The 15,489-nt window shown below is 76.2% G+C and carries 19 protein-coding genes; 9 read left to right on the top strand and 10 right to left on the bottom strand.

Going from position 1 to position 15,489, the window contains the following annotated elements; all coding sequences use genetic code 11:
- Positions 1–59 precede the first annotated feature (59 nt).
- Positions 60–413 (top strand): BlaI/MecI/CopY family transcriptional regulator, encoded by a 354-nt coding sequence (locus BMZ50_RS12185; RefSeq protein ID WP_091324700.1) that lies wholly within the window; start codon positions 60–62, stop codon positions 411–413.
- A gap of 16 nt (positions 414–429) precedes the next feature.
- Positions 430–1,359: a M56 family metallopeptidase gene (locus tag BMZ50_RS12180; protein ID WP_091324698.1), complete on the top strand. Its 930-nt coding sequence runs from the start codon at positions 430–432 to the stop codon at positions 1,357–1,359.
- A gap of 9 nt (positions 1,360–1,368) precedes the next feature.
- On the opposite strand, the gene BMZ50_RS12175 is transcribed toward BMZ50_RS12180, so the two are convergent.
- The 4 genes from BMZ50_RS12175 to BMZ50_RS12160 form a co-directional block, all read right to left on the bottom strand.
- A complete protein-coding gene (locus BMZ50_RS12175; RefSeq protein ID WP_091324696.1) occupies positions 1,369–1,578 on the bottom strand; it encodes a heavy-metal-associated domain-containing protein in 210 nt (69 codons plus the stop codon).
- A gap of 23 nt (positions 1,579–1,601) precedes the next feature.
- On the bottom strand, positions 1,602–1,907 hold the full coding sequence (locus BMZ50_RS12170) for a metal-sensitive transcriptional regulator (protein WP_091324694.1): 306 nt from the start codon (positions 1,905–1,907) through the stop codon (positions 1,602–1,604).
- Between the two features lie 78 nt (positions 1,908–1,985).
- Complete coding sequence (locus BMZ50_RS12165; protein ID WP_091324692.1) at positions 1,986–2,348, bottom strand: helix-turn-helix domain-containing protein; 363 nt, start codon at positions 2,346–2,348, stop codon at positions 1,986–1,988.
- Positions 2,349–2,422: 74 nt separating this feature from the next.
- Entirely contained in the window at positions 2,423–2,932 is a 510-nt protein-coding gene (locus BMZ50_RS12160) for an Hsp20/alpha crystallin family protein (protein WP_091324690.1), read from the bottom strand.
- Between the two features lie 203 nt (positions 2,933–3,135).
- On the opposite strand from BMZ50_RS12160, the gene BMZ50_RS12155 reads away from it, so the two are divergent.
- The 4 genes from BMZ50_RS12155 (at position 3,136) to BMZ50_RS12140 (ending at position 5,886) form a co-directional block, all read left to right on the top strand.
- Positions 3,136–3,516: an STAS domain-containing protein gene (locus BMZ50_RS12155; RefSeq protein ID WP_245753600.1), complete on the top strand. Its 381-nt coding sequence runs from the start codon at positions 3,136–3,138 to the stop codon at positions 3,514–3,516.
- A 62-nt stretch (positions 3,517–3,578) separates the two neighbouring features.
- Positions 3,579–4,871, top strand: coding sequence for a YibE/F family protein (locus tag BMZ50_RS12150; protein ID WP_091324685.1), 1,293 nt, complete (start codon positions 3,579–3,581; stop codon positions 4,869–4,871).
- On the top strand, positions 4,868–5,503 hold the full coding sequence (locus BMZ50_RS12145) for a class I SAM-dependent methyltransferase (protein WP_091324683.1): 636 nt from the start codon (positions 4,868–4,870) through the stop codon (positions 5,501–5,503). Before BMZ50_RS12150 ends, BMZ50_RS12145 begins: the two co-directional genes overlap by 4 nt.
- A gap of 41 nt (positions 5,504–5,544) precedes the next feature.
- Positions 5,545–5,886: a TraR/DksA family transcriptional regulator gene (locus tag BMZ50_RS12140; protein WP_245753599.1), complete on the top strand. Its 342-nt coding sequence runs from the start codon at positions 5,545–5,547 to the stop codon at positions 5,884–5,886.
- Positions 5,887–5,944: 58 nt separating this feature from the next.
- Here the strand turns inward: BMZ50_RS12140 and BMZ50_RS12135 are convergent, their stop codons facing one another.
- Genes BMZ50_RS12135 through BMZ50_RS12115 form a run of 5 tightly spaced genes read right to left on the bottom strand, consistent with a single transcriptional unit; the run spans position 5,945 to position 10,828 of the window.
- A complete protein-coding gene (locus BMZ50_RS12135) occupies positions 5,945–6,859 on the bottom strand; it encodes a glycosyltransferase family 2 protein (protein ID WP_091324678.1) in 915 nt (304 codons plus the stop codon).
- The gene (locus BMZ50_RS12130; RefSeq protein ID WP_245753598.1) at positions 6,856–7,707 is read right to left on the bottom strand and encodes a glycosyltransferase family 2 protein; all 852 of its coding nucleotides are present in this window, start codon (positions 7,705–7,707) and stop codon (positions 6,856–6,858) included. Before BMZ50_RS12130 ends, BMZ50_RS12135 begins: the two co-directional genes overlap by 4 nt.
- On the bottom strand, positions 7,704–8,768 hold the full coding sequence (locus BMZ50_RS12125) for a glucosidase family protein (RefSeq protein ID WP_245753597.1): 1,065 nt from the start codon (positions 8,766–8,768) through the stop codon (positions 7,704–7,706). The genes BMZ50_RS12130 and BMZ50_RS12125 overlap by 4 nt, the downstream gene beginning before the upstream one ends.
- Before the next feature lie 22 nt (positions 8,769–8,790).
- Positions 8,791–9,549, bottom strand: coding sequence for a class I SAM-dependent methyltransferase (locus BMZ50_RS12120; protein ID WP_091324673.1), 759 nt, complete (start codon positions 9,547–9,549; stop codon positions 8,791–8,793).
- A 28-nt stretch (positions 9,550–9,577) separates the two neighbouring features.
- Complete coding sequence (locus tag BMZ50_RS12115) at positions 9,578–10,828, bottom strand: glycosyltransferase family 4 protein (protein ID WP_091324671.1); 1,251 nt, start codon at positions 10,826–10,828, stop codon at positions 9,578–9,580.
- 88 nt (positions 10,829–10,916) lie between these two features.
- Between BMZ50_RS12115 and BMZ50_RS12110 the strand changes: the two genes are divergently transcribed.
- The 3 genes from BMZ50_RS12110 (at position 10,917) to BMZ50_RS12100 (ending at position 13,216) form a co-directional block, all read left to right on the top strand.
- Positions 10,917–11,210 carry a Dabb family protein gene (locus BMZ50_RS12110; protein ID WP_091324831.1) on the top strand — a complete coding sequence of 98 codons (294 nt, stop codon included), beginning with the start codon at positions 10,917–10,919 and terminating at the stop codon, positions 11,208–11,210.
- 39 nt (positions 11,211–11,249) lie between these two features.
- Positions 11,250–11,993: a hypothetical protein gene (locus tag BMZ50_RS12105; RefSeq protein WP_091324669.1), complete on the top strand. Its 744-nt coding sequence runs from the start codon at positions 11,250–11,252 to the stop codon at positions 11,991–11,993.
- Between the two features lie 134 nt (positions 11,994–12,127).
- Positions 12,128–13,216 carry a DUF4192 domain-containing protein gene (locus BMZ50_RS12100; protein ID WP_091324667.1) on the top strand — a complete coding sequence of 363 codons (1,089 nt, stop codon included), beginning with the start codon at positions 12,128–12,130 and terminating at the stop codon, positions 13,214–13,216.
- A gap of 73 nt (positions 13,217–13,289) precedes the next feature.
- On the opposite strand, the gene BMZ50_RS12095 is transcribed toward BMZ50_RS12100, so the two are convergent.
- On the bottom strand, positions 13,290–15,371 hold the full coding sequence (locus BMZ50_RS12095) for a S9 family peptidase (protein ID WP_091324664.1): 2,082 nt from the start codon (positions 15,369–15,371) through the stop codon (positions 13,290–13,292).
- Positions 15,372–15,489: the final 118 nt, after the last annotated feature.

Here is a 15,489-nt window from a genome sequence, read left to right as displayed (position 1 = left end):
AACTCAAAGTTCTACGACACGTAGAAAAAGTGGGTGTGAGACGGGAGACAGGAGGAGCGGTGGCGTCGTTGGGTGAGCTGGAGCGGGCGGTCATGGACCGGCTGTGGTCCGCCGGCGGTTCCGTCTCGGCCGGCGACCTGCGCGACGGGCTGGCCGACCGCGGCCTCGCGCTGACCACCGTGCACACGGTCCTGACCCGCCTGGAGCAGAAGGGCTTCGTCGTCCACGACGACGCCCGGCCCCGGCGCTTCCGGCCGCGCGCCACCCGCGAGGAGCACGCGGCCGAGCTCATGCACGAGGTGCTGGGCCAGGCCGGGGACCGGCAGGCGGTGCTGGCCCGCTTCGTCGGCGGGGTGGACGCCGAGGAGGCGCGGCTGCTGCGCGAGCTGCTCGCCGGCGGCCCGCCCGCCTGACCGACCTGCTCCGACCGTGCTGCCCGCCACCGCGGCCGCGCTCGCCGTCCTGGCCGCCCTGCTGGCCTGGCCGGTGCCGGCGCTGCTGGCCCGGGCCCGCTGGCCGCGGCGGGACCCGCTGGTCGCGCTGGTCTGCTGGCAGGCGATCGGGCTCGCCGGCGGCCTGTCGATGATCGGCGCGCTGCTGGTGCACGGCCTCGCGCCCTGGGGGCACTCGCTGCCCGAGGCGGCCTGGTCGGTGCTCACCGGCGACGCGGCCGAGGACCCGGTGCGCGGTGACCACTGGGTCACCCTCACGCTGGCCGGCGTCCTGGCCGTCGAGCTGGTGGGGGTGCTGGTGCTGTCCTGGGTGCGGACCGCGCGCACCCGCCGGCGGCACCGGGAGCTGCTGGAGGTCGTCGTCCGCCCCGCTGCGGTTCCCGACGCCCGGCTGCTCGAGCACCCCGCCCCGGTGGCGTTCTGCATCCCCGGCGCCCGGCCGCTGCTGGTGCTCTCCTCGGGGATCGTCGCCGAGCTCGACGAGGCGCAGCTGGCCGCGGTGGTCGCGCACGAGCGGGCGCACCTGCGCGAGCACCACCACCTCTACCTGCTGCCGTTCGTCGCGTGGGAGGCGGCGCTGCCCGTGCTCCCCGCGGCCGCTCGGGCGCACGCGGCGGTGCGCACGCTGGTGGAGATGCGGGCCGACGACGTCGCGCTGCGCTCGCTCGACGGCGCCGCGCCGCGCCGCACCCTGGCTCAGGCGATCGTCGCCGCCGCGGGCGGAGGAGGGGGAGCCGAGGTGCCCAGCGGCGCGCTGGCCGTGGCCGGGGGTGCGGTGCGCGCGCGGGTGGTGCGGCTGCTCGAGCCGCCGTCCCCCCTGCCGGGCTGGGCGCGATGGCTCGCGCTGCTCGCCGCCGGCCTGCTCCTGCTGGCCCCGACCGCACTGCTGCTGCTGCCGGTCCTCTGACCGGCGCGGTCAGCCGGGGGCGACCGCGTACCCGGCCTCCTCGACGGCGGCGCGCACGGCGGCCTCGTCGACCGGCGCCTCGCCGGTGACGGTCAACCCGCCGCTGGCCAGGTCGACGTCGACCTGCGTGACGCCGGGGACCTGGCCGACCTCCTCGGTCACGGCGTTCACGCAGTGGCCGCAGGTCATGCCGACGACGGTGTAGGTGGCGGTGCTCATGGGGTCCTCTCGGGATGGGTGGGTCAGGAACGGACGAGACGGGCGATCGCCTCGGAGGCCTCGCGGACCTTCTCCTCGGCCTCGCGGCCCCCAGCGGCGGCGGCCTCGACGACGCAGTGGCTCAGGTGCTCCTCGAGCAGGCCCAGGGCGACCGACTGCAGCGCCTTCGTCATCGCCGAGACCTGGGTGAGGATGTCGATGCAGTACTTCTCGTCCTCCACCATCCGCTGCAGCCCGCGGGCCTGCCCCTCGATTCGCCGCAGGCGCTTGAGGTAGTCGTCCTTGCGGTGGATGTACCCGTGCGGACCGGGGTGCTCGACGGTCTCCACGCTCTTCCTCCTGGCGGGTCGGGAGCTCTCAACAGGGAACTATACCCCCCTAGGGTTCCGAGCTGCCGACGGGTGCCCTCACGCGTCGCCGGTGCCCTCGGGGTGGGGCTGGAGCCGGTCCACGGCTGCGCGAAGGTGCTCGGCGGTGGCGCGGGCGTCGGCGAGCTCGTCCTGCAGGCCGAGGATGACCTCGGCCGAGGCGAGCGTGTGCCCCTCGTCGAGCAGTCCGCGCAGCCGCGCGGCGAGGGTCAGCTGGTGCCGGGAGTAGCGGCGGTGGCCGCCGGGGGAGCGGTGCGGCTGCAGGACGCCGGAGGCGTCGAGGCTGCGCAGGAAGGCGGCCTGGACGCCGAGCAGCTCGGAGGCCTGGCTCATCGTCAGCGCCGGGAAGTCCGGGTCGTCGAGCCGGCGCAGCGCATCGCCGCCGGGGGAGTGGTCGACCATGGCAGGACCTCCTGGTCCGGATGAGCGAAGGGGCCGGGTCCGTGCGGACCCGGCCCCTCGAGGGCTGTGTCGGCTCAGCTCTCGACGGCCCCGCTCTCCGCCCGCGCGGTTCCGGGCTGCTCACCCTCGATGGTGCGCCCCTCGACGGCGACGGGGGCGTCGGCCCGGGTCACCGTGATCTTGCGCGCCCGCGCCTTCTCGGCCACCGGGATGCTCACGGTGAGGACGCCGTCGTGGTAGTGCGCCTCGAGCCGGTCGGTGTCCAGGCTGCGGCCCAGGACCAGCTGCCGGGTGTAGCTGCCGAACGGGCGCTCGGCGATGGCCCACTCCGCGTTCTCCAGCTGCGGCACGGAGCGCTCGGCGGTGATGGTCAGCGTCGTGCCCTCGACCGCCAGGTCGATCGAGCCGGGGTCGACGCCGGGCAGGTCGAAGTGGGCGACGAAGTTGTCGCCGACCCGGTAGGCGTCCATCGGCATGCCCGAGAGCGGGCGGGCGGTCATCGAGCCCGAGCGGCCGGTGAGCTGGTCCAGCGCGCGGAAGGCGGCGGACGTGGCGGCGAACGGGTCGTAGGCGGTCAGCATCATCGGTGTGCAACCTCCCTGTGCGGTATGGCGGTGTTCGCTGCCCGAGGTGGAACCTCTAGTGGCAACTGAAGATTACCTCTGGCATCCGTGTGCGTAAACCTGTGCTGAGGAATTTTCTTCCGATGCGGCTCGGGTGGGCGGGTCCACCCCCGCCGGGCGCCGCCCAGGGCATGAGCGGCGGGCGGACGGGGCAGAGGGGAGGCGTGGAGGAGACGACCAACTTTCCGGAGCGGGCAGACCTCGAGGAGTCCGGGACTCCGCAGGTGAGCCGCACGCTGGACGGCGACGTCGCCACCGTGACGGTCGACGGGGAGCTGACGGAGGCCGCCCGGCGGCCGCTGGTGCGGACGATGACCGACCTGCTCCTGGAGGTGCCCACCCTCCGTCAGGTCCGGCTGGACACCCGGCGGGTGACGTACCTGAACTCCGCCGGCACGGCCGTGCTGGTCCAGCTGCAGAAGCTGGGCCGGCCACGCGGGGTCGAGGTGGTACTGATCGACCCGTCGTCGGTGGTGGCCCGGCCGCTCCAGCTGAGCGGGCTGTGGCACCGCTTCCCCGTCGTGGAGGGGCCGGGCGACGGGTGACCGGCGGGTCCGGTGCCGGGTCGGTGGGCCGGGGCCGGGACCGGGGCTCCTAGCCTGACCGGGTGCCGTCGAGCTCCGCCCCCACTCACAGCCACGCGCCCGCGGCCGACGCCCCGCCGCCGACTCCGGAGGTCCTCGCCCGCCGCCGACGCGCGGTCTGGCTCATGCTCCTCGTGCTCGTGCCCGTGGGGCTGGCCACCGTGATCGGCCTGGTCGTGCTCTGGCCCAGCGGCGAGCCGACCCGGGCCGAGGTGGCGGCGGAGGCCTTCGTGCCGCCCGGGACCACCTTTCCCGAGGCGCGGGTGGTCTCCGTCGAGCCGTTCGACTGCTCCCTGCCCGGCGCGCCCGGGCAGCCGAGCTCGGAGCTCACCTGCGCCCGGGCGGTCGTCGAGATCACCGAGGGCGAGGGCGCCGGGCAGTTCCAGCAGATCGAGCTGCCCGCGGAGGTCTACGCGGCCGGGGTCGAGGAGGGGGACGTCCTCGTCCTCACCCGGGACGCCGGAGCGGAGGGTGGTGCGGGCTACCAGTTCTACGACTACGCCCGCGATCTGCCGATCATCGTGCTGGCGATCGCCTTCGCCGTCGTCGTCGCCGTGGTGGCCCGGCTGCGCGGGCTGGCCTCGCTGGTCGGGCTCGCCTTCGCCTTCTTCGTCCTGCTGCAGTTCGTGCTGCCGGGGCTCCTGTCGGACCAGTCGCCGACCCTCACCAGCCTGGTGGGGTCGGCGGCGATCATGTTCGTCGTCCTCTACCTGGCGCACGGCTTCTCGGCCCGGACCACGACGGCGCTGGTCGGCACCCTGTTCGGGCTGGCGCTGGTCGCGGTCATGGGCGCGGTGTCGGTCGAGGCGGCGCGGCTGACCGGGCTGACCAGCGAGGAGACCATCCAGCTCCAGACGTTCGACCCGACCCTGGACTTCTCCGGGCTGGTGCTCGCCGGCATCGTCGTCGCCGGCCTCGGCGTGCTCAACGACGTCACCATCACCCAGGCCTCGGCGATCTGGCAGCTGCACGAGGTGGACCCCGGGCTGGGATGGCGGCAGCTGTACCGGCGAGGAATGACCGTCGGTCGGGACCACATCGCCTCGACCGTCTATACGATCGTCTTCGCCTACGCGGGGGCGGCGCTCCCGCTGCTGATGCTCTTCGAGCTCTACGACCAGCCGATCTGGACCACCCTCACCAGCTCGGCCCTGGCCGAGGAGGTGATCCGCACGCTCGTCGGCGCGATCGCTCTCGTGCTGGCCGTCCCGGTGACGACGGCGGCCGGCGCCTTCTTCGCCATCGCGGCGAGCGGCGCGGCGGGGGCGGCGACGGAGCGGCGGATGAGCGCGCTGCGCGCCCGGTTCGCGCGATGAGCCGGGCTCTGGCCGGGGCCGATCTGCTCGCTGCCGCCCGCAGCGCCCCCGGCTTCATGCCCGACGACGAGGGGACGGCGCTGTACGCCGCCGCGTGCGACGTCGCCGTCCCCGGGCCGCTGCTGGAGGTGGGCAGCTGGATGGGCAGGTCCGCGCTCTACCTCGCCGCGGCCGCCCGGGAGAGCGGCCGGCTGGTGATCACCGTCGACCACCACCGCGGCTCCGAGGAGCACCAGCCCGGCTGGGAGTACCACGACCCCTCGCTGGTCGACCCGGAGGTCGGGCTGGTGGACACGCTGCCCCGGTTCCGCCGGACGATCGCCGACGCCGGCGCCGAGGACGTCGTGATCGCGGTCGTCACCCGCTCCGAGGTGCTCGCGCCGCTGTGGTCCACGCCCCTGGCGCTGCTGTTCCTCGACGGCAGCCACACCGAGGAGTCGGCGCAGCGCGACCAGGACGCCTGGGTCGCGAAGCTCGCCGTCGGCGGCACCCTGGCCATCCACGACGTCTTCCCCGACCCGGCCGACGGCGGCCGGGCGCCCTTCGGGGTCTACACGCGGGTGCTGGCCTCCGGTGACTTCGAGGAGCTGCCGGGCACCGGTTCCCTACGGCTGCTGCGGAGGCTGCGATGAAGAAGGACCCCGTCCCTCCCACCCCTCGCAGGCTCGGGGCGGTGCCCTGGACGGGGCCCGCCGACCCGCTGGCCGCCGAGGAGGCAGCGGCGCGGGCCCAGATCGAGGCGCTCACCCGTGAGTTCGACGAGGTCGTCGCGGCATCGCGGCAGTCCAACGCCGACGACGAGCACGACCCGGAGGGCGCGACCATCGCCTTCGAGCGGCAGCAGGTCGCGGCCCTGCTCGACTCGGCCCGGCGCCGGCTGGGCGACGTCGAGGCGGCGCTGGTCCGCCGCGACGAGGGGCGTTACGGGGTCTGCGAGACCTGCGGGCGGCCGATCGCGCCCGAGCGGCTGGCCGCCCGGCCCGCCGCCCGCACCTGCATCGTCTGCGCGCGCTGACGGCCCCCTCGCAGGGGCCCGCCGCGAGCTCGCGAGCGGTGGGGGCGAGGGGGTCCTTTCAGCTCACGTAGCGGCGGGCGGTGGACCGGCGCTGGACGGCGTCGAGTGCGGCGAACCGGGCCTCGGCGTGCGGCGGCAGCACCCGCCGTTCGCGCAGCACCCACGGCAGCCCGCGCACCGCGGCGAGCAGCCCCGCCGCGGTCACCCGGTCCCGGGGCAGGGTGCGCAGCAGGTGCGCGGTGCGGCTCAGCGCCGGGCGCAGCGGCCGGCGCAGCCACGTCGTCCAGAGGGTATTGCGGATGCCGTCGCTGCGGCGCTTGTGCGGGTCCCGGGCGCGGCTGGCCTGGTGGTGCACGGTGAGCGCCGGCAGGTAGCACAGCTCCCAGCGGCGGGTGGCCAGGTCGGCGGCCAGGAGCTCCTCCTCGCCGCCCAGCCACAGCCGCTCGCAGAACCCGCCGACCTCGTCGAAGGCCTCCCGGCGCAGGACCGAGGCGCCGGCGAGGAACGAGCCGAGCGCCGGGCCGGGCAGCCAGTCGGCGCCGGGGACGGGGGAGTCGCGCAGCTCCGGGACGATCGGGTCCTCGGTGCCGCCGGGCTCCACCAGGATCCGGGCGGTCAGCACGGCCAGGCGGGGATGGGCGTCCAGGACGTCGGCGGCGGTCCGCAGCGAGCCCGGCTCCCACCAGGTGTCGTCGTCGCAGAAGGCCACGTAGGGCCTGTGCACCCGGGCCACGCCGAGGTTGCGGCCGATCGCGCCGAGGTTCTCCCGGCTGGCGATCAGCTCCACCTCGGGGAACCGCTCGCGGACGGCGGCGGCGGTCCCGTCGCCGGAGCCGTTGTCGACCACGACGACAGGCGGCTGCTCGGGCAGCGCCCGCAGCCGGGCGAGCGCCAGCAGCAGCTCCTCGCGGCGCTGGTGGGTGATGACGACGACGGCGACCCGCGGATCGGGGCCGGCCTCGGTCGCCGTCACGCCGCGTCCCCGGCGAGCAGCCGCAGGTCGGCCCGGACGGCGGGCGGGACCGGACGGCGGCGGCGCAGCGCGGCCGGGACGTCGGGCAGCGCCCGCAGCAGCGCCCGCCGCGTGGGCGCGCCCCCGCGCAGCGCCTGCAGCACGAGCCGGCCCACGTCGGGAGCGGGCCGGCGCATCAGCGCGGTGAGCAGCCGGCTGCGCCAGATCGCGGTCTGCCGCTGGTCGGGCGCGTGCCGCCGGGACGACGGGTGGTGGTGGACGGTGACCTCGTCGACGTAGGCCATGCCCCAGCCGGCGGCGGCGAGGTCGAGGGCGAGCCGCTCCTCCTCACCGGGGAAGCGGACGACGGGATCGAAGCCGCCGGCGGCGAGGAAGGCACCGGTGCGCACCATCGCGCCGCAGGCCACGAAGCCGAGCAGCGACGGCCCGGGCAGGTCGGGCGGGGTGCCCAGCGGGCTGGCGGCCATCTCGGCGCAGACCGGGTCGAGCCGCTCCTCCCGGCCGACCAGGATCCGGGCGTTGAGCACCGCCAGCCGCGGGTGCGCCCGCATGAGCGCCGCGCCCCGCGCGAGGGCGCCCGGCGCCCACCACGAGTCGTCGTCGGCGAACGCGACGAACGGGGTGCCCGCGTGCTCGACCCCGACCGTGCGCGCGTAGGAGCCGAGGTTGCGCGCCTGCGGCAGCACGGTCACCCCGGGCAGCGCCGCCCGCACCGCGTCGACGGTGCCGTCGGTGGAGCCGTTGTCGACCAGCACGGCCGGCGCCTCGTGGCGGGGCAGGGTGCGGAGGAGGTCCTCGCGGCGGTTCCTGCTCATGACGACGACGGTGACGTCGGCGGGGCTGCTCACGCCCTCCCTCTGCCCGCACCGTCGGGCAGCCAATCCGCCGTGCCCGGCGAGCCCTCCGTGCCGGCGGCCGGCAGCGCGCCCGGGTCGGCGAACAGGCCGGCCGCGGCGGTGGCGCCGGACAGCGCGTCGGCGGCGAGGACGACGGCCGCCGCCGTCCAGGTGGCCCGCTCGACCGGCCACCGGGCGTCGTCGGGGTAGACGTAGCCGGTCCAGTAGGAACCGTCCTCGTGCCGCAGGTGCTGCATCGCCGCGACCTGCTCGAGCGCAGCGTCGGGCTGCCCGGCGGCGACGAGGGCGAGCGCCAGCTCGCAGGTCTCCGCGCCGGTCACCCAGGGCCGGTCGGCGACGCACCGGGCGCCCAGCCCGGGGACGACGAAGCGGTCCCAGCCCTCGGCCAGCCGCTCGGCGGCCGCCGTACCGGTGAGCGCGCCGCCGAGCACCGGGTAGTACCAGTCCATCGAGTAGCGGGAGCGGTCGGCGAACGCCTCCGGGCGGGTGCGCAGCGCGCTGCCCAGGTCGTCGGCGGCCAGCTCCCAGTCCGGCTGCGGCTCGCCGACCAGCCCGGCCAGCGCAACCCCGCAGCGCAGCGCCTGGAACAGGCTGGCGTTGCCGGTGAGCAGCGCGGTGCCGTCGGGGGTGCCGTCGGGGCGCAGCGCCCAGCCGACCGCGCCGCCGGGCAGCTGCATGCGGGTGACCAGGTCCAGCGCGCGGCGCACGACCGGCCACAGCTCGGCGATCAGCTCCTCGTCACCGGTGCGCAGCCAGCGGTGCCACAGCCCCACGGCCAGGTATCCGGCGTGGTTGCTCTCCACGCCCGGAGCGGTCTCGACGCCGTCCCGGTACTCGGCCGCCCACGACCCGTCCGACCGCTGGCGAGCGGCCAGCCAGCGGTAGGCGGCCCGCGCCTGGTCGTGCGCGCCGCCGACGTCGAGGGCCATCGCCGCCTCGACGGAGTCCCAGGGGTCCAGCCGCCCGCCGCGGAACCACGGCAGCGCGCCGTCGGCCTCCTGCTCGGCGGCGATCGCGGCGACCGTCGCGCGCAGCTGCTCCCCGCTGAGCACCCCCGGCAGCTCGGGGAGCAGCTCAGACAGCGGTCGGCTCCAGCTCGGACTCCGCTGTCCGGACGGCGGCGACCGCGGGCCTGTCGGCGTACACGACCAGGCTCTTGCCGAGCACCGGGTCGAGCAGCCGCTCGGCGGTGCGGGTCACCCACGGCCGCTTCTCGAGGTCCCAGACCAGCAGCCGGTGGTAGGCGCGGACGGCGGCGCTGTCCTTCGCCACGCCCACGGCACACTTGAGCCACCAGAACGGCGCGTGCAGCGCGTGCGCGTGGTGCTGCCGCCCCGGCTCGAGGCCGGCGGCGGTCAGCCGGGTGCGCAGCACGTCGCCGCGGTAGATGCGGATGTGCCCGCCCTCGTTGGCGTGGTAGGTGTCCGACAGCGCCCAGCAGATCCGCTCGGGGAAGTACCGGGGCACGCTCACCGCGACCCGGCCGCCGGGCTTGAGCACCCGGGCGATCTCGGCCAGCGCGCTCGCGTCGTCGGGGATGTGCTCGAGCACCTCTGCGGCGATCACCCGGTCCACGCTGGCGTCGGGCACCGGCAGCGCCAGCAGGTCCCCGCGCACCACCTCGAAGCGGGCGCCCTCCGGGGCCTCGCCGGCCGCCGCGATCGCGCCGAGCCAGCGCTTCGTCGTCCCCACCTCGGGGACGCCCCGGTCGAGCGCGATCACCCGCGCACCGCGGCGGTAGGCCTCGAAGGCGTGCCGGCCCTCCCCGCAGCCCAGGTCGAGGACGGTCATGCCCGGCCGCAGGTCGAGCAGGTCGTAGTCGACGGTCAGCACCGCTGCGCAGCTCCTCGGCGCGTCGTGGTCACAGTCGGCCCTTCCGCTCGAGCACCTCGGCGTACCACTCCGCCGTCCGCTCGGCGGTGGAGCGCCACGTGTAGGAGGCCAGCACCCGCCGGCGGCCGGCCCGGCCCAGCTGCTCGGCCAGGGACGGCGAGTCGAGGACCAGCTGCAGCGCCGCGGTCAGCTCCCCGACGTCCCCGGCGCGCACCCGCAGGCCGGCCCTGCTGCCCACGACCTCCGGCAGCGCGCCGGCGTCGGTGGTGACCAGCGCGGTGCCGCACGCCATGGCCTCGATCGCCGGCAGCGAGAAACCCTCGTACAGGGACGGGATGGCCACCACGGCCGCGCTCTGCAGCAGCGCCACGAGGTCGGGCTCGGGCAGCGGGCCGGTGAAGCGGACGGCATCGTGCAGCGTCAGCCGGTCCAGCGCCGCCTCGGCCGGGCCGCCGGGCCGTGCGCTGCCGACGACGGTGAGCCGCACCGGCCGCTCGGTGCGCAGCTTCGCGACCGCCTCGAGCAGGTGCACCAGTCCCTTGAGCGGCACGTCGGCGCTGGTGGTGACCACGATCGAGTCCGGGTCGCGCGGCCGGTCGGCCGGCGGCGGGGTGAAGACGGCGGGGTCGATGCCGACCGGGACGACCTGGATCCCCTCGGCCGGCACACCGAGGTGGGTCTCGATGTCGCGGCGGGAGTTCTCCGAGACCGTGGTGATCCCGTCCAGCCGGGGCGCCACCCGGGCCTGCATGCCGGTGAAGGCGTACCAGCGGCGCAGCGTCAGCCGGCGGCGCAGCGACGGCGCGGCGGCGAGCTCCAGGTCCCGGTCGATGGCGACGGGGTGGTGCACCGTGGCCACGGTGGGCACCCCGGCGCGGACCAGCCGCAGCAGGCCCAGGCCCAGGCTCTGGTTGTCGTGCACGAGATCGAACTCGCCGGCCCGGGGCAGCAGCAGCCGGGCGGCCCGCAGGCTGAAGGTCAGCGGCTCGGGAAACCCGGCGGTGCACATCGTCGCCCACTCGGCCAGGTCGATCCAGTCCCGGAACTCGCCCGGCCGGGGTGTGCGGAACGGGTCCGGCTTGCGGTAGAGGTCCAGGCTGGGCACCCGGGTGAGCGGCACGCCGTCGTCCAGCTCCGGGTAGGGCTGGCCGCTGAGCACCGTGACCGCGTGGCCCAGGGCGGTGAGCTCGCGGGAGAGGGCCCGGACGTAGACGCCCTGGCCCCCGCTGTGCGGCTTGCTCCGGTAGGACAGCAGTGCGATGCGCAGCGACCGTCCCATGGACGGCGACTCTAACCGGCAATTGTTACCGGCCAGTTCGGGGAGCCCGGGCTGCGGCCCCCTTGACCGGGTTGAGAGGGTGGCCGGCATGCTGCGCCACGTCGTGCTCTTCACCTGGTCCGATGCCGCCGACGAGGAGCGCCGGGCGGCCACGATCGCCGCGCTCCGCCGGCTCCCCGAGGAGGTCGGGGGGATGACCTCCTTCGCCGTCGGCCCGGACGCCGGGCTGCGCGAGGGCAACGCGGACACCGCGCTGGTCGCCGACTTCCCCGACGTCGAGGCGTGGCGGCGCTACGCCGAGCACCCGGCGCACCTGAAGGTGATCGCCGAGCACGTCACCCCGTACCTGGCGCAGCGCACCGCCGCCCAGTACGAGGTCTGAGCGCCTGCACCGGGGGAGTGCCGCAGCTACCGTCGCGGCATGACCGGATCCTCCCGCTCCCGCCGTGCCGCCCTCCTCGCCGCGGGGATCACCGCCGGCGCCGTCCTCTCCGGGTGCGCGCAGGGCAGCGACGAGGCGGCGTCCCCGGGGTCGGAGTCGTCGACAGCGCCGGCGTCCTCCGTCGACGAGGGGACCGATCTCGCCCCGGGGCTCCTGCCCGCCGACGCGTTCGGTCCCGACGCCCAGGTCACCCCCCTGACCGAGCAGCAGCTGCGGCAGGGGGCGACCGCCGCGGGCGGCTCGCTGGAGGACGCGCAGATCACCCCGGAGGCGTGCGCCGCCGCGGTGCAGGGGACGCAGCCGCAGATCGACGAGTTCGAGGACCTCGCCGCACAGGTCGCGGTCCGCGGGACGACGACCACGGTGGAGCTGCTCTCCCTCGGCGGCCCGGTGGAGGACGCCGTCTCGTCGCTGGCCGAGCAGATCGCCGCCTGCCCGGAGGCCCAGGTCAGCGCGCCGCAGGTCGGGACCGCGACGATCAGCTTCGGCGAGCTGGACGTGCCCGACCTCGGCGACGGCTCGGCCGGGGTCTCGTTCACCACGGTCGCCTCCGCGCCCGACGGCACGCAGGTCACGGTGCCCGCGCTCATCGGCCTGGTGCGTGACGGCGACCGGATGGTGACCCTGCTCAGCACCGACCCGCAGGGCGGGCAGCTGGACCCGGCCGCGTTCACCGGGCTGCTCGAGCAGGCCTACCAGGCACAGGCCGAGGCGCTGGACTGAGCCGGCGGCGGGTCGGCCGCCGGCCCCGCAGACCCCCCCCGACGGTTCCCCTCCGGCCGTCCACAGGCACGGGACCGGTCCACAGATCCCGCCGCGCGGCCCGCCCGGCCGCGGCTCCCGGCGAGGGTCGGCGCATGGACGAAGCCCCCCGCCCCACGGTCCGCCTCTCCTACCCCGGCGAGATCGCCGCGGCACTGCCGCACCTGATCGGTTTCCACCCGCACGAGTCGGTGGTGCTGGTCGCCCTCGGCGGCCCGAGCGGCCGCCGGGTGGGCCTGACCGTGCGCGGTGACCTGCCCGGCCGGTCGGCCGCCCCGGCGGTCGTCGGGGTGCTCGCGCGCAGCGTCGCCACCGACGACCCGGCCGGCGTGATCGTCGCGGTCGTCTCGGAGGCGCCCGACGACCTCGAGCCGCTCCCCGGGCAGCCGGCCGGGGAGGCCGTGGCCGGCCTGCCGCACCGCGACGTGGTGCACGACGCGGTGGTCGCGCTGGCCGGGCTCGGCATCCCGGTGCGGGACACGATCCTCGTGCGGCGCGGCCGGTGGTGGTCCTACGACTGCCCGCACCCGTGCTGCGCGCCCGACGCAGGGGCCCCGCTGCCGGGCGGCACGACCGAACTGGCGGCGGCCGCGGTGGCCGGCGGCGTGGTCGTCGAGCGGGATCGGGCGGCCCTCGCGGCACGGATCGCCCGCATCGACGGGCCGGCGCTGGCGGCGATGGAGGAACTCACCTGGCGGGTCGGCGACCGGCACGCGCGGGCGGCGCGCGGCGATCGGGAGGCCGAGGCGGCGCGGTCGTGGGAGCTGGTCCTGCGCGCGGTGCAGAGGTGCCGCCCCGGCGCCGCGGCGGCCACTCCGCCGGCCGACCGGGAGCTGGCCCCGGTGCTGTGGGCGCTGGCCGACCTGCGGGTGCGGGACCGGGCCCTCGGGCTCGCCCTGGGCGACGACGCGCCCGCGGCCGAGGCGCTGTGGACCGAGTGCACGCGGCGCGCCCCCGCCCCGCTCGACGCCGCGCCGGCCACCCTGCTGGCCGTCAGCGCGTGGCTGCGCGGGGACGGCGCGATGGCCAACGTCGCGCTCGAGCGGGCGCTGGACAGCCGGCCCACCTACACCCTCGCCCAGCTCCTCGCCCGGGGGCTGGCGGCGTGCCTGCCCCCGGCCGACCTCCGGGCGATGATCACCGCGGCGATCGCGGACGTGGACGAGGACCGGGTCGCCGGGTGAAGCCCCGCGCCAGAGCAGCGCGGGGCGTTGCCGGTCCTCACCCGGCACGGGGTCAGCAGGTGTACCCGGCCGCCTACAGGAGCTCGGGGCGCTGCCAGTCCTCCCCCAGCACGTGCTCGGCCAGGAAGGACAGCACCGTCTCGTACCACACGGACGCGTTTCCTGGCGTCAGCACCCAGTGGTTCTCGTCGGGGAAGTAGAGGTACTTCGACGGCACCCCGCGCTTCTGCAGGTCGTACCAGAGCCGCAGCGCCTCGCCGATCGGCACGCGGTAGTCGCGGTCGCCGTGGATCACCAGCATCGGCGTCCGGATGGCGTCGGCGAAGCGGTGCGGCGAGTTCTGCTCGTACCGCTTCGGCTGCTGCCGCGGGTCGCCCCACTCCTTCTCCCAGTAGTAGGCCGCGTCCGTGGTCCCGATGAACGAGTCCATGTCCCACAGGCTGGCGTGGGTGACGATCGCGCGGAACCGGTCGGTCTGGGTGGCGATCCAGTTGGCCATGTAGCCGCCGAAGGAGCCGCCCATCGCCGCGGTGCGGGTGGCGTCGATGTCGGGCCGCTGCTCCGCGGCGTCGACCGCCGCCATCAGATCGGTGTAGGGCGCCTCGCCCCACGACCCCCAGCCCCGGCGGACGAAGTCCTGCCCGAAGCCCTGCGACAGGGCCGGGTTGGGCAGCAGGACGGCGTACCCACGGGCGGCCATGATCCACGGGTTCCACCGCCACGACCAGGAGTTCCAGCTCATCAGCGGGCCGCCGTGGATCCACAGCAGCAGCGGGGCCGGGGCGTCGGCGGAGGCGCCCTCGGGCAGCACCAGCCACGACTGCACCCGGGTGCCGTCGGCGGCGGTGGTCTCCACCTCCTGCAGCGTGCCCGGCAGCGGGCCGACGGCGCCGGGGTGGGGCAGCGGGTCGGGGTGCTGGCCGGTCGCCTCAGGGTCCAGCCGCACGGGGACCGGCGGGTGGTCGAACGCCGCCCGCAGGGCGTAGAGGGCGCTGCCGTCCCGGGCCACCTGCAGGTCGCTGTAGGCACCGTCGGTGGTCAGCCGGACCGGAGCCCCACCGTCGACGGGTACCCGGAAGACCGCGTGCCGCCCGTCGTCGTCGGCGAGGAAGTAGACCGACCGCCCGTCGGCACCGAACTGCGGCGCGCTGGGCCAGCGGTCGAAGCCCGGGGTGAGGTCGTGCGCCGCGCCGGAGGCCACGTCCACCAGCAGCAGCGTGTGGTCCGGCGGCTCCTCGTAGCTGGACATCGACTCCCGCACGCACACCACGCTGGCGCCGTCGGGGGAGAAGCGGGCGGCGTAGACGTCGGCCAGCGGGTCGTCGACCAGCACGCGCGATGCCCCGTCGGCCGTGTCGACCAGCACCAGCCGCTGCCGCCGCCCGGCCGGGCCGTCGGGCAGCTCCTCGGCGCGGACCAGCAGCCGGCCGTCGGGGGAGAGCGCCACCTCCTCGCCGGCACCGTCCGGGGGTGTGACGTCGGGCGTCAGGTCGCGCAGCGCGGCCGGCTCCGGCGAGGCCCCGGCCGGCGGCTCGACCGGCAGCCGCCCGGCCCAGAAGTGGTGCGGTGCGGCGGGTCCGAGGTCGGCGTCCCAGTGCCGCACCGGGTACGCCTCGTGCAGGATCGCGGTGACCCCGGCCTCCTTGCGCCGCTTGCGCCGCGCCGCGTCGGCGGCGGGTTCGGCGGCGCCCGGCATGGTCGCGGCCACCACGACCACCTCCCCGGAGTCCGCGGCAACGGTGAAGCCACCGATCCCCCCGGGGTGGGTGACCACCGGCCGGGCCTCACCGCCGTCGGCCGGCAGGGTCCACAGCGCGGGCCGGGGGTCCTCCCCGTCGGGCTTGGCCGAGGGATCGGGGCGGGCGGAGGTGAACAGCAGCGACCCGTCGGGTGCGAAGGCCGGCGAGGACTCCCCGGGAGCGCTGCGGGTGAGCCGGCGCGCGGGCCGGCGTCCCTCCGGGTCGATCTCCCACAGGGCGGACTGCCACTTGGTGCGCTCGGGGTCGAGCGTCTGCACACCGACCGCCAGCCGGCGGCCGTCGGCCGACAGGGCCAGCCCGCCCAGGCGGGGCAGCGCCACGAAGTCGGCCAGCCGGTGGAACGCGCTGGGGGCGGGGGGCTCGTCGGGCACGGAAGCAGCAGCGGGTTCGCTCACCGGGGGCCTTCTCTCGCGGCTGGCGCGGGCGGGGACGTCGCCGGCCACGCTAGTCAGCCCGCCCGCCGGCCGCGGCGGTGGCCCAGGCCCGGCGAGAACGCGAGGAGGCCGCAGCCCG

This window comes from Geodermatophilus ruber (assembly GCF_900114385.1).
Lineage (GTDB): Bacteria > Actinomycetota > Actinomycetes > Mycobacteriales > Geodermatophilaceae > Geodermatophilus > Geodermatophilus ruber.
This window is presented reverse-complemented; position numbering and strand designations above follow the sequence as displayed.

What these genes read in the sequence shown, in the direction of transcription:
- BMZ50_RS12175 (WP_091324696.1), bottom strand. Translation starts at nt 1,578, where the DNA reads ATGAGCACCGCCACCTACACCGTCGTCGGCATGACCTGCGGCCACTGC.
- BMZ50_RS12165 (WP_091324692.1), bottom strand. Translation starts at nt 2,348, where the DNA reads ATGGTCGACCACTCCCCCGGCGGCGATGCGCTGCGCCGGCTCGACGAC.
- BMZ50_RS12160 (WP_091324690.1), bottom strand. Translation starts at nt 2,932, where the DNA reads ATGATGCTGACCGCCTACGACCCGTTCGCCGCCACGTCCGCCGCCTTC.
- BMZ50_RS12145 (WP_091324683.1), top strand. Translation starts at nt 4,868, where the DNA reads ATGAGCCGGGCTCTGGCCGGGGCCGATCTGCTCGCTGCCGCCCGCAGC.
- BMZ50_RS12115 (WP_091324671.1), bottom strand. Translation starts at nt 10,828, where the DNA reads ATGGGACGGTCGCTGCGCATCGCACTGCTGTCCTACCGGAGCAAGCCG.
- BMZ50_RS12110 (WP_091324831.1), top strand. Translation starts at nt 10,917, where the DNA reads ATGCTGCGCCACGTCGTGCTCTTCACCTGGTCCGATGCCGCCGACGAG.
- BMZ50_RS12105 (WP_091324669.1), top strand. Translation starts at nt 11,250, where the DNA reads ATGACCGGATCCTCCCGCTCCCGCCGTGCCGCCCTCCTCGCCGCGGGG.
- BMZ50_RS12100 (WP_091324667.1), top strand. Translation starts at nt 12,128, where the DNA reads ATGGACGAAGCCCCCCGCCCCACGGTCCGCCTCTCCTACCCCGGCGAG.